The 11,818-nt window shown below is 42.2% G+C and carries 13 protein-coding genes; 10 read left to right on the top strand and 3 right to left on the bottom strand.

Annotated features, from left to right (window positions below; translation table 11 throughout):
* Window positions 1-79: 79 nt before the first annotated feature.
* Complete coding sequence (gene groES / locus KNO92_RS11470; RefSeq protein WP_074032569.1) at window positions 80-364, top strand: co-chaperone GroES; 285 nt, start codon at window positions 80-82, stop codon at window positions 362-364.
* A gap of 39 nt (window positions 365-403) precedes the next feature.
* Window positions 404-2,038, top strand: coding sequence for a chaperonin GroEL (groL, locus tag KNO92_RS11465; RefSeq protein WP_214697033.1), 1,635 nt, complete (start codon window positions 404-406; stop codon window positions 2,036-2,038).
* Window positions 2,039-2,153: 115 nt separating this feature from the next.
* Here the strand turns inward: groL and KNO92_RS11460 are convergent, their stop codons facing one another.
* The 3 genes from KNO92_RS11460 to KNO92_RS11450 form a co-directional block, all read right to left on the bottom strand.
* Window positions 2,154-3,758: an ABC1 kinase family protein gene (locus KNO92_RS11460; protein ID WP_214697032.1), complete on the bottom strand. Its 1,605-nt coding sequence runs from the start codon at window positions 3,756-3,758 to the stop codon at window positions 2,154-2,156.
* Between the two features lie 114 nt (window positions 3,759-3,872).
* On the bottom strand, window positions 3,873-4,208 hold the full coding sequence (locus KNO92_RS14985; protein ID WP_214697031.1) for a DUF1516 family protein: 336 nt from the start codon (window positions 4,206-4,208) through the stop codon (window positions 3,873-3,875).
* 28 nt (window positions 4,209-4,236) lie between these two features.
* Window positions 4,237-5,406, bottom strand: coding sequence for an MFS transporter (locus KNO92_RS11450; RefSeq protein ID WP_214697030.1), 1,170 nt, complete (start codon window positions 5,404-5,406; stop codon window positions 4,237-4,239).
* A gap of 119 nt (window positions 5,407-5,525) precedes the next feature.
* Here KNO92_RS11450 and KNO92_RS11445 point away from each other — a divergent pair, with 119 nt between their 5' ends.
* From KNO92_RS11445 to KNO92_RS11410, 8 genes are all read left to right on the top strand, one after another.
* On the top strand, window positions 5,526-6,065 hold the full coding sequence (locus KNO92_RS11445) for a PadR family transcriptional regulator (protein WP_214761428.1): 540 nt from the start codon (window positions 5,526-5,528) through the stop codon (window positions 6,063-6,065).
* Window positions 6,066-6,476: 411 nt separating this feature from the next.
* A complete protein-coding gene (locus tag KNO92_RS11440; RefSeq protein WP_214761426.1) occupies window positions 6,477-6,995 on the top strand; it encodes a hypothetical protein in 519 nt (172 codons plus the stop codon).
* Window positions 6,950-7,309: a hypothetical protein gene (locus KNO92_RS11435; protein ID WP_214761424.1), complete on the top strand. Its 360-nt coding sequence runs from the start codon at window positions 6,950-6,952 to the stop codon at window positions 7,307-7,309. The genes KNO92_RS11440 and KNO92_RS11435 overlap by 46 nt, the downstream gene beginning before the upstream one ends.
* Entirely contained in the window at window positions 7,296-8,360 is a 1,065-nt protein-coding gene (locus KNO92_RS11430) for a 3'-5' exonuclease (protein WP_214761422.1), read from the top strand. Before KNO92_RS11435 ends, KNO92_RS11430 begins: the two co-directional genes overlap by 14 nt.
* A gap of 269 nt (window positions 8,361-8,629) precedes the next feature.
* The gene (locus KNO92_RS11425) at window positions 8,630-9,577 is read left to right on the top strand and encodes a sugar-binding transcriptional regulator (RefSeq protein WP_214697022.1); all 948 of its coding nucleotides are present in this window, start codon (window positions 8,630-8,632) and stop codon (window positions 9,575-9,577) included.
* 4 nt (window positions 9,578-9,581) lie between these two features.
* Window positions 9,582-10,271 (top strand): ribose 5-phosphate isomerase A, encoded by a 690-nt coding sequence (gene rpiA / locus KNO92_RS11420; protein ID WP_214697019.1) that lies wholly within the window; start codon window positions 9,582-9,584, stop codon window positions 10,269-10,271.
* A complete protein-coding gene (locus KNO92_RS11415; RefSeq protein ID WP_214761420.1) occupies window positions 10,268-11,236 on the top strand; it encodes a Gfo/Idh/MocA family protein in 969 nt (322 codons plus the stop codon). The genes rpiA and KNO92_RS11415 overlap by 4 nt, the downstream gene beginning before the upstream one ends.
* The gene (locus KNO92_RS11410) at window positions 11,220-11,741 is read left to right on the top strand and encodes a VOC family protein (protein ID WP_214697016.1); all 522 of its coding nucleotides are present in this window, start codon (window positions 11,220-11,222) and stop codon (window positions 11,739-11,741) included. Before KNO92_RS11415 ends, KNO92_RS11410 begins: the two co-directional genes overlap by 17 nt.
* Window positions 11,742-11,818: the final 77 nt, after the last annotated feature.

The following is an 11,818-nucleotide window of genomic DNA, read 5'->3' as shown; positions in this document are numbered from 1 at the left end:
ATGTTAGCACTCCTTTTAACTGAGTGCTAAAACCTTACGATACACATTACATCATTCATATTCGGAGGAGGGTTTTTCCATGTTAAAACCACTAGGCGATCGTGTCATCATCGAAGTCGTGGAGAAAGAAGAAAAGACGATCGGGGGCATCGTGCTTCCTGATACGGCGAAAGAAAAGCCGCAACAAGGGAAAGTCATCGCAGTCGGAACGGGCCGCGTGACAGACCAAGGCGAGCGTATCGCTCTCGACGTGAAAGAAAATGATTTGGTCATCTACTCGAAGTACGCAGGTACCGAAGTGAAGCATGATGGAAAAGAGTACTTAATCGTTCGCGAGAGCGACATTCTCGCAATCGTAGGCTAAGCACCATTATTCAAAAACTTTTTTAGGGGGAAATGAACGATGGCAAAAGATATCAAATTCTCAGAAGATGCACGTCACGCGATGCTTCGCGGCGTCGACGCACTCGCTGACGCAGTCAAAGTAACGATTGGACCAAAAGGACGTAACGTCGTCCTCGAGAAGAAATTCGGTTCACCACTCATCACGAACGATGGCGTGACAATCGCGAAAGAAATCGAACTCGAAGACCGATTCGAAAACATGGGTGCGAAACTCGTTGCGGAAGTCGCGTCGAAGACAAACGAAGTCGCAGGGGACGGTACGACAACAGCGACAGTCCTCGCACAAGCGATGATTCGTGAAGGGCTCAAGAACGTTACAGCGGGCGCGAACCCGATGATCCTTCGTAAAGGAATCGACAAAGCGGTTCGTCGTGCACTCGAAGAATTGAAATTGATTTCAAAACCAATCGAGTCAAAAGAAGCAATCGCACAAGTCGCAGCCATCTCAGCAGCGGACGAAGAAGTCGGCGAATTGATCGCAGAAGCGATGGAGCGCGTCGGTAACGACGGTGTTATCACAATCGAAGAATCACGCGGCTTCACGACAGAACTCGACGTCGTCGAAGGGATGCAGTTCGACCGTGGCTACTTGTCACCATACATGATCTCAGACTCTGACAAGATGGAAGCGTCACTCGACAACCCGTACATCTTGATCACAGACAAGAAGATTTCGAACATTCAAGAGATCATCCCAGTACTCGAGCAAGTCGTGCAACAAGGGAAACCGATCTTGATCGTTGCAGAAGATATCGAAGGCGATGCCCTCGCGACACTCGTCTTGAACAAACTCCGTGGTACGTTCAACGCGGTAGCCGTCAAAGCACCAGGATTCGGTGACCGTCGTAAAGCGATGCTTGAAGACCTCGCGACACTCACAGGTGGTCAAGTCATCACAGAAGACCTCGGTCTCGACCTCAAATCAGCATCACTCGATATGCTCGGTCGCGCATCGAAAGTCGTCGTCACAAAAGACACAACGACTGTCGTCGAAGGTGCAGGGAACGAAGAAACAATCAAAGCACGCGTTCAAACGATCCGTAACCAAATCGAAGAGACAACGTCTGACTTCGACCGTGAAAAACTCCAAGAGCGTCTCGCAAAACTCGCAGGTGGCGTAGCCGTCGTGAAAGTCGGTGCAGCTACGGAGACAGAGCTCAAAGAGCGTAAACTCCGCATCGAAGACGCACTCAACGCGACACGTGCGGCTGTTGAAGAAGGAATCGTTGCGGGTGGAGGTACATCACTCATCAACGTCATCCCAGCTGTTCGTGCGTTGCTTGCAGAAGTGACAGCGGATGAAGCAACTGGTGTCAAACTCGTCCTTCGTGCCCTCGAAGCACCGGTCCGTCAAATCGCGGAAAACGCGGGTGAAGAAGGTTCGGTCATCGTCGAGAAGCTCAAGAACGAGTCAGTCGGTGTCGGATACAACGCGGCAACTGGCGAATACGTCGACATGATCGCACATGGTATCGTCGACCCAGCGAAAGTGACGCGTTCAGCACTTCAAAACGCAGCATCTGTCTCAGCGATGTTCCTCACAACAGAGGCTGTCATCGCAGACAAGCCAGAAAAAGACGCTCCTGCAATGCCTGACATGGGCGGCATGGGTGGAATGGGCGGAATGATGTAAGTCATACGCCTTCACAGAAACCATTCATCAGCAAAATGAACTGCACCCTGCTTGTTAGACATATCTAATAAGCGGAGGTGCAGTTCATTTTATGCTTGGGGGATTAATGATTATCTTACCTATGTTTTCCTACGTACGATATCATCATTCCTACAAATACTAAAGTTACTATCAAACTTGATGTTAGACCGAGCAAAACTGCGTGATCGCCGGATAATAGAGTGCTATTGGTTAACTTTAAGCTTAGAATAATCCCTGTCGAAATAATACTGAAACTTAGTAGAATCAGACCGAATGTAAAGAGATTCATCATTCGATCGATTTTTTTTAATAATGTTTTTTCGGTTTGTACTCGAACTGTCACTGGAGTTGAACCCATAGATAAGTTTTTGACTATACGATGAAGGTGAACAGGTAATTCAGTTAGCATCTGATATATTTCATCTTGATTCACTGATTGTTTTTTTGAAAGAGAAGTAAATCCGTACTTCTCTTTCATCATTTGTTTTCCAAGCGAATGTATCATATCTGCTAAAGTCAATTTAGGGTGTAGCAGCGTAATTGTTCCTTCAGCTTTAGCAAGTACGTTCCCTACTTGAATCATCTCTGGCGGAACATATATGGAGTATTGTTTAAGTAAAGTCATCAAATCTAAAAAAACAGAACCGAGATTTATTTTTTGAATCTGAGATTTCACGTATTTTTCGGAAAATATAGCCAAATCAAGAGTTAGTTTTCTTTTTTCAGCGGGTTCCAATAATATTTCTTCACTTACAACATCTGATAAGCGGTCAAAATCTTCATTCATTAAACTGAAAAGAATTTTGTTCATCCACAGTCTAGTGGGAGCGTACAGATGGCCCATATTACCGAAATCCAAATAGACTAGGTTGCCTTTATGAACTAAAATATTTCCTGGATGAGGATCGCCATGAAAATAACCACTGATGAAAATTTGATGAAATAAGTCTCTAGCAAATTCCATTGCTAGTTGCTGTTTTATATCTGTTGATAAATGAGGGAAATCAGCAATTTTCTCCCCCTTCATGTACTCCATTACCAATACATGGGTGGTGGAAAAGTTATGATAAACCCGAGGTACTTGTATAGTTGATGATTGATTTTGTGCCGCAAACATATCAGCGTAAGAAGCCTCTTGTCTAAAATCTAGTTCCTTTAACAAAGATTCTGAGAAGTCTTCAAGAATCTTCGTAAATGAAAAAGAAGAGGATGGCTTAGTTAAACGTTCTACCCATGCTGTCATAACTTTTAACCGTTTAATGTCGCGAACGATTTCACGATCAATATTCGGTTTTTTAATTTTGATTGCTACTATTTCATTTGAATGTAGTATGCCCCGATAAACTTGACCGATCGAGGCAGTCCCAATTGGCGTAGAATCAATATCTTTTAGCACTTCATGTACAGGTTGTCCCCATTCATTCTCCAAAATAGTAAGCATAGTTTGCATATCTTCTTCTTTACCGTTGTCTTGTAATAACTCTAATTCTTTTCTAACGTTGGTAGAGAAAAAATCTTTTCTTAAACTCATGAATTGTCCCAGTTTAATGAACGCGCCTCCAAGAGATTGGAGCGACTCCCTTAATTTTTCTCCATCTTTAGCCGTTTCTTTTTTAGTAATTATTCTTCTTATAAGAAAGAGCATCACTAAAATTTTTTTGGTATCTCTAAAAATCATTTTCCCCTCACTTTTTTTCATACGTATTCACTACTAATGAACAAATAAGCACGTTAGATTTCTTTTCTTCAAAACATTTTCACAGTCTTATTGAGCCTGTGACATGCTATTGTTGCTTCATAAACTTGACATGAATTATAACGAAATTATATTAAATCCTAGTAATAAAATTACTGTTAGTGTCAAGACGAATATGATCCAGATGAATGTCGTAGATCGATGTCTAATTTTTCTTGCAATCAATAATTCCATTGAAGTTACTAGTAACACCGCAAGCATTCCTTTTACCAAAAAAGTCAAAGGGAAATTCATAAGGTAAAGCATAGATATTCCTGTACCAAGCATGAGTAATGCGAGAGTTCTAAAAATCATTTTTGAAATGTTTCGATTCGTAACAAAATATGTGATGAAAAAACTGATGATTAACAAAAGCCAAACACTTGCATGAATAGAATATAGGGTTTGAAACATAAAAAAATCTCCTTTATATAATTATGGTTTAAGATACTGTAACAAATTGAGAGTTAGATTTTTTATAGTGGACGATTAATATAATACTGACGAACGTAATGAAACTTAAGATAATAAACGTTCCAACTGAATGAATACTAAGTGTCCAAGTGAACAGCAAAGGACCAATGATTCGACCGATACTGTCTAGTGAGTAACTGATTCCGGACGCCACACCTTGACGTGTTCCTGCATGCAAAGTAATCAATGAAATGACACAGGTTCGTACCAATGCATTCCCACCAGTAAATAATGCGAGACACATTCCTGCTGTCCATAGAGAAGATGCAAATGGTATAAGGAACAATGCAATGCCCGATGCGATTTGTCCAAATACCACCCAACGAGATTCATCACCTGGTTTAATTGAAGGTATAATCATACCTTGAACCAACGCATCTACTAACCCGCTGAACATGAATAGTAAACCCATTTGGAGTGGCGAAATTCCAACTCGATCAATTTCATACAGTTGGAATATGGATTCTAATCCGGCCATTAATAAAGTGGCTATGAAGGTGAAGAGAAGGAGTGGAAGAATTTTTACTTGGTTGATCCAAGTCCACTGTTTTCGGACAGAAAATCTTTCTTTCATACTGTCTTGAACATACTCGTGAGATTCCGATAGTCTCGCCCAGGTTAACAAAGTTAGGCATACAAGAATGATTGCAGAAGAAAAAAAAGGCACTGCTAAACCAAAAACACTTAGTAATCCACCTATAGAAGGTCCGAGTATAAAACCTAGACCGATGCTAATGCCGAGAAACCCCATGTATTTCGTTCGATTTTCATAAGTGGTGTGGTCTGCAACATAGGAAATTGTCGCGGTATACAAGGCACTGGAAAAAAAACCACTCATTATTCTTGCAACATATAGTCCAACCAAATGATTGATTGCTAGTCCAAATAAAGTGAAAGAAAATGCGTAACCGATTAAACCGATTATGATTAATCGCTTTCGCCCATACTGATCAGCCATTAAGCCCCAAATCGGTGCTGTTAGAAAAGAAATAAATGAATGAACAGCTAATAAACCACCAAGATGTATGATGTTAACATTCAAATCATCGATCATTTCAGGCATGATAGGAATGATCATTCCAAATCCTAAATAAGTAAAGAGTTGAATGAACATTAATAAAAATATATTTTTTTTCATGAAACCTCCTCATTAAAGTGACATATGTCATTTTTGACATATAGAATATACCTGATTTAAGTAAGATTTTCAATACTATTGAGTCGTAATTTTCTCTCAAGGAAGAAAGGATGATAGAAATGGGTTTAAAATATGCTTTACTAGGTTTAATTTCAAAAAACCCCCAAACAGGATATGAACTATACACGATTTTTAAGGAAAGAATGATTTATTTTTGGAGTTCTACCCATTCTCAGATTTATACAGAACTGAATAAGATGGAGCGTGAAGAATGGATAAGGTCCACTTATATATATCAAGAAGGGAGTCCAAATAAAAAGCTTTACACGATTACTCAAAAAGGTGAAGAACACCTTTTACATTGGCTCTTGAGTGATAAGATTAAACCAGCAAAAATCAAAGATGAATTTTTACTTCGGGCAAGTGCGTTTCATTTACTCTCTGAAAAAGAAATCATACATCTTCTTGATTCTATTATTGAAAGAGAACAAAGAGTTCTTGAAGCCACTCGAAAATGGCAACAGGATAATAATCGAGATGAAGAGTTTCTTATCGGTGACTTTGTAACTGCAGAGTATGGAGTGATGTATGCTGAAATGTATATTATGTGGTGTGAGAAAGTGAAGCTGGAGGTTAGCAGACGATCAAGAGACAATTAACTTATTAAGACAATGCGTTCTCTACGTGTTGTCAATCATCTCTACAGAATTTCAAATCTAAAAATTGTATGCACAATTGACTTACAGTATTTACAACGAGTTTATTCAGAAGAAAATATAAAGTGGCCACAAATCATAGTTATTTAAGTTGTGGATTGTAAGACATTGAGATGATTTCGATGTCTTTCTTTATAAAGTAATCAACTAAATTCAAGTTAATGATAGAAAATACCACTCTCAATTATGGTGAAATAAGTATATGAAATGATTGATATGAGAGGTCATTAGCGTCGTGGTGATAATACTCAAGAACGTCGACAATACGAAGATGCGTTGAGAGAACTGTATGCATTTACTTTTCATATTGATTATGAGGGGGAAGAGGAATCCTATCCTGTCGGGAAGTTTGGGGTGGCACATCCAAAATCACCTGAGATTCCATTGGTTCTTGACTGGCGAAGTGAGATGGCGATGCGGGCCTCGATGTTCAATGGGGAAATCATCGAGACATCTGGAGGGCATATTGTTGGAATGACACAATTGCAACTAGATCGACGCCAGCGACGAGTCATTCAAGCGAATTATCAGAAAGCCTCCACGGGACGAGCTAAGAAATTTACACAGCGATTCACCGAACAGATTAAATCTACATTTAAAAAGTCTGAACCCGTTGTTAAATCAGAGGATTTTATGGAGCAGGAGCTTGCGAAGAAACAAAAAGATCGTTCAATCGATGGTTTCATTGCGACGCGACAAACGGAACAGAACCACATTATTCAAGCACCCATCCATACATATATGATTGTCCAAGGAGCTGCAGGAACAGGGAAGTCTTTAACGGCACTTCATCGCATGTCGTATCTGCAGTATCAAGATGTCGCAATATGTTATATTTGGCGCCGAATGAAGCGACAATTCATCAACTATTAAAGGATGCAGATCATCTACAATTGAAATCGGTTTCGACGATGACGTTTGATGACATGCTCAAAACGGTAACAACAAAAGATTTTTCGGCGCGTATTGTTCCTGAACTTTTACCTTTATACGAATCAGATGTATTGTTCCCATGGACGGAAGCCGCATTGGAAGAGTGGTATGAGGATGTGGCGGTTCTACTCAAACGTTATGAGCCAATACCTTCTCTAGAATCATTGTACCAACGAGTGTTGGCTATATTGGTTTGGACAGGAGAAACCAGGACCTTCTCAATCAGAACAAATCATACAGATGATCCGAAGTGAATCGGAAAGACTTTCTATAGTAAACAAAGAACAGTATCAAAAAGAATATATCGAAGCGATTCAGCATTGGACATCTGAACTAAGTACGATAAAGAGTCGAGAGTTAGAAAAATTGATGCGTGAAAGTATGGATAACCGACTCAATCGTGAAAAACGTGAGCGGCAACAATTTCTCGACTTCTGGAAAAAGACGACGAGGCTTGAGGCGGCATCTATTTGGACAATCTTAAAAAGTCCTGAGAGATTGATGTACTTAAAGAATGGATACTCAGAGGATTTACTTGAGATGTGGCATAAATTAAAACGACCAACACAACTTGATCGTTTCTTTTGGATGTATCTTCACTATGAAACTAATGGGTATCCGGATAAATGGAGTCATTTGTTTGTCGATGAAGCACAGACACTTCGTCCACTTGATTTAATGGTGCTTGAGAAATTGTGTCGAGGCATGACGGTGTTCGGGGACACGCTTCAAAGCTATCAAAGTCTCGAGATGACATCTTGGAAGCCTATACATACTTACGCAAAAGAGAATTGGAAAGTTGAATATTTGACGAAGACATTCCGGACATCGAAGCCAATTGTCGATTTAGCAAAAGAAATACTCCTAAATACCGGACATGACACAACATGGATTGATCCATTCAATCGTAATGGGAAACCAGTGGAATTTCTGCAAACGAAGAAAAGTCGAGAAATCAAAGATGTGTTAATGCGTTGGCGAAGAGAACGATATTCAATATGTATTATTACATCGACCAAAGAACGAGCAGAATTTTTACACCATAAACTTGCATTATCGACCCAATTCATTCAATCAGAGACGACCAAAGTAGGTGAAGAGATTGTCATTTCAACAATCGATTACTTGCGAGGTATGGAGTTTGATGCAGTTCTACTTATGGATGTAGATGAAACGAATTATCCAGACAGACCAGAAGAGGCAAGACGTTTGTATGTTTCATTAACACGAGCGTTACACGAAGTGGTGTTACACACAAAAGATGAATATTCGACACTACTGTCAGATCATTTGCTTGAAGAATGAAGAAGTAAATTCTAAACATTCGACTTAAATTTTGAACTTTAATTGTACGATTTGCGTGTTCACTTCAAAATAATGGTTTGTGATTAGTAGTAACTCTTTTCTGACACTGACTAAGCGACGAGACTGATTCTTTTCCGTAAATCGTTTGAATACGAGACCCGCGTCACGACAGCGGTCATGACGCGTTTTTGTGTTTTTTTAAATCAAACATATCCTGATTTGCACAAATGTTCATTTAGGTGTACATTTGTGCAAAGGGGTGTGACCGAATGTCAGAAGAACTGAAGAGGCTTTACGAAGTAGCGCATTTGTATTACGAACAGAATCAAACACAACACCAGATTGCAGAGACACTCGATGTCAATCGGGCCACGGTTAGTCGCATGTTAAAACGCATCCGGGAATTAGGGATTGTGAAGTTCCAAATCGATTATGATCGCTTTCAATCAATTGACGTGGCAGTCCAACTGAAAGAACAGTTCGGTCTAAAGCATGTTATCTTAGTGCCTGAAAAATTAGGACAACGTGAAGAGACGTTACAACGTATGGGGAAAGCGTGCGCAACATACGTCGAGTCGGTGGTGACCGATGACGATGTGATCGGCTTTTCTTGGGGAACAGCACTCGCAGCTGTCGTAGAAGCACTCACACCGAAAGAAGCGTATTCAAATATCCAATGTGTGCCACTCATCGGTGGGCCGGACGGAAAACTCGAAAGTCGTTTTCATGCGAACACGTTAGCGTATGACGCCTCACGAAAATGGCGTGGACGTTCTAAACTAATCGACGTTCCTGCTATTTTACCGAATGCCGCCATCAAACAAGCATTGACGCAGTCAACACATGCTCAGGAAGTCGTGGAGCTGTGGGGGCGGATGAACATCGCCCTCTTCGGAATCGGTTCGGCCCAACTGAACCAGGAATCCAACTGGTTGGCCTTCTATGGTCAAACGTTTACCGACGAAATGAACGAACTCCAAATCATCGGAGATCTTTGCTCGCACTTCTATAATCAAAATGGAGAGACCGTGACCACTTCGCTATCGGATCGAACAGTCCATATTGAGCATCAACAACTCGCAAAGGTGCCACTTAAAATCGGGGTTGCCTATGGAAGTGAGAAAGTAGAGGCGATTCGAGTCGCCGCCGAGCATCGGTTGATTGATGTCATCGTGACAACTGATCGCACGGCCCAACAACTGTTACAGGGGGAATGAACAGATGGACATAAAAGAGAAGTGTGCGGAAGCCGCGCTCCATTGGATTGAATCGGGGATGACAATCGGTCTTGGGGGTGGCAGTACGATTCAACACCTCATCAATATGATTCATGCGAATGAACTGGACGTGACAATCGTAACACCTTCTTTTGTCACACGACGCGCCTGTCTTGAAAAAGGGCTTCGGGTTGTCGAGACGGGGGATGTCTCGCTGATCGACCTTGCTTTTGACGGATGTGACCAAGTCGATACACGACACCACGCCTTGAAGAGTGGAGGCGGGATTCATACGGAAGAAAAACTTATTGCGACCATGGCGAAGCGATACGTATTACTAGTGGATGACTCTAAATTTGTTGAACGATTGACGTTTGATCATCCGATTGTCTTGGAAGTTCTTCCACAAGCATTCACTTATGTGAGCCAGAAAATTCAAGAGTTCCCTTGGGTGACATCTCTACAAGTTCGTCAAAGTTTGAACAGTGACGGGGCCTTGGTGACCGTGAACGGAAACCGATTACTCGACGTGGTCGTCCGTCCGTCTGAAGATCCGATTGAGGTTCACCACCAGTTATCTCAAGTACGTGGCGTGGTTGATACGTCCTTGTTCACAGATGTCGTCACGCACGTCATCGTTGCATCGCATCACGATACAGTCGTCTATTCAACAGAAACGGGGGAAGTGAAATGAAGCGATGGGGAATCATTGGACCAGGTGCGATTGCGACAGAATTCGCTCAAGCACTCGCACAATCAGATGGTATTACCTACGGGGTATGGGGACGAGATGTAGAAAAAGCCGAACAATTCGCGCAAGAATATGGTGTGAGATATGTGTACCAAACGTTAGGGGAGATGTTGTCTTCACCTGACATCGACATCGTCTACGTGGCGACACCTCATCACCTCCATTATTCGATGATGGAACAAGCCATCGCACATGGAAAGCATGTCCTTTGCGAAAAAGCCATCACACTAAACAGTGAAGAGCTGGAGAACATTCAACGTCTGGCTGATGATCAAGGGGTGATTGTGCTCGAAGCGATGACGATTTATCATATGCCGCTCTTTGAAGAGTTGAGACGTCGTGTTCAGGCAGGTGCAATCGGACGAGTCAATATGATTCATGTGACGTTCGGCAGTTATAAAGAAGATGATCCGTCTAACCGATTCTTCAATCCGGAATTGGCTGGGGGTGCGATGCTCGATATCGGGACGTATGCCTTATCCTTCGCTAGAAATTTCTTGGACGAAGAAGTAGTGGACGTGTTGACGACGATGAAGCCATACAAAACCGGGGTCGATGAACAATCAAGTATGATCCTTCGTACGGATTCTGATCAGATGGTGAACATTACCCTTGCGATGCGTACAAAGTTACCGAAGCAAGGAGTAGTCGCGGGAGAAGACGGGTACATTACCGTCAATTCGTTTCCTCGTGCAACGGAGGCGACCATCACGTATACGAAAGATGGCTCGGTTGAGACCGTTCAGCTCGGGGCGACGGAGCAGGCATTACGCTATGAAATCGACGCGATGCATCGTGTCATTTCTGGTGAAGCTGACGAGACGCGACTTTATTCACGGGATGTTATGACGTGGATGGATCGGATCCGTCAACAATGGAAGGGGACTCATCATGAACAGAGGAATTGATCACATCGGAATGACGGTGCCTTCTATTGAGGAGGCAACTACTTTTTTGAAAGATGCGTTCCACGCTGAGATTTGCTATGACGTGCAACGTCCAGAAGATGAACCGATGGAAGGGAAAGAGGCAGAGCAACAACTGGACTTACCAGACGGACAACAAATTATCCATATGCGGCTGCTCCAAATCAAATCAGGACCGTCTATCGAGTTGTTTCAAGTCTCACGTGTAAATGAAACCGAACCGACAGGAATTTCATCGTACGGTTTACATCATTTCGCGATTTATGTGGATGATATGCAAGAGGCGGCTCAGCGCTTTGAACGTGCAGGTGGGCAGTTGTTGTCGAAACCGCATCCGTTAGCCGGTGTCGAAGACAATGGGAATAACCAAGGTGTATACGGGAAGGCGCCGTGGGGATCGCTCATCGAGCTGATTGCCTATCCGGATGGAATTGATTACCCTGCGTCGAGTGAACAGGAGCGCTGGACACCGGCGGAACATAAATGAGTGTATACGAAAAGAATCGCCCGTTCTCAGGCGATTCTTTTTTAGTCCGTATTATTTGTCATTCACAAGAATTTATT

Origin of the sequence: Exiguobacterium sp. s129 (assembly GCF_018617585.1) — a bacterium.
Classification (GTDB): domain Bacteria; phylum Bacillota; class Bacilli; order Exiguobacteriales; family Exiguobacteriaceae; genus Exiguobacterium; species Exiguobacterium aestuarii_A.
The sequence above is the reverse complement of the archived record's forward strand: the minus strand, read 5'-3'. Positions and strand labels throughout refer to the sequence as shown.

Bases quoted from the DNA above. Each gene is read 5' to 3' on its own strand.
- KNO92_RS11445 (WP_214761428.1), top strand. From the start codon at position 5,526: ATGGGTTTAAAATATGCTTTACTAGGTTTAATTTCAAAAAACCCCCAA.
- KNO92_RS11430 (WP_214761422.1), top strand. From the start codon at position 7,296: ATGATCCGAAGTGAATCGGAAAGACTTTCTATAGTAAACAAAGAACAG.
- groES (WP_074032569.1), top strand. From the start codon at position 80: ATGTTAAAACCACTAGGCGATCGTGTCATCATCGAAGTCGTGGAGAAA.
- KNO92_RS11410 (WP_214697016.1), top strand. From the start codon at position 11,220: ATGAACAGAGGAATTGATCACATCGGAATGACGGTGCCTTCTATTGAG.
- KNO92_RS11460 (WP_214697032.1), bottom strand. From the start codon at position 3,758: ATGAAAAAAAGTGAGGGGAAAATGATTTTTAGAGATACCAAAAAAATT.
- KNO92_RS11425 (WP_214697022.1), top strand. From the start codon at position 8,630: ATGTCAGAAGAACTGAAGAGGCTTTACGAAGTAGCGCATTTGTATTAC.
- groL (WP_214697033.1), top strand. From the start codon at position 404: ATGGCAAAAGATATCAAATTCTCAGAAGATGCACGTCACGCGATGCTT.
- KNO92_RS14985 (WP_214697031.1), bottom strand. From the start codon at position 4,208: ATGTTTCAAACCCTATATTCTATTCATGCAAGTGTTTGGCTTTTGTTA.
- KNO92_RS11435 (WP_214761424.1), top strand. From the start codon at position 6,950: ATGTTATATTTGGCGCCGAATGAAGCGACAATTCATCAACTATTAAAG.
- KNO92_RS11450 (WP_214697030.1), bottom strand. From the start codon at position 5,406: ATGAAAAAAAATATATTTTTATTAATGTTCATTCAACTCTTTACTTAT.
- KNO92_RS11415 (WP_214761420.1), top strand. From the start codon at position 10,268: ATGAAGCGATGGGGAATCATTGGACCAGGTGCGATTGCGACAGAATTC.
- rpiA (WP_214697019.1), top strand. From the start codon at position 9,582: ATGGACATAAAAGAGAAGTGTGCGGAAGCCGCGCTCCATTGGATTGAA.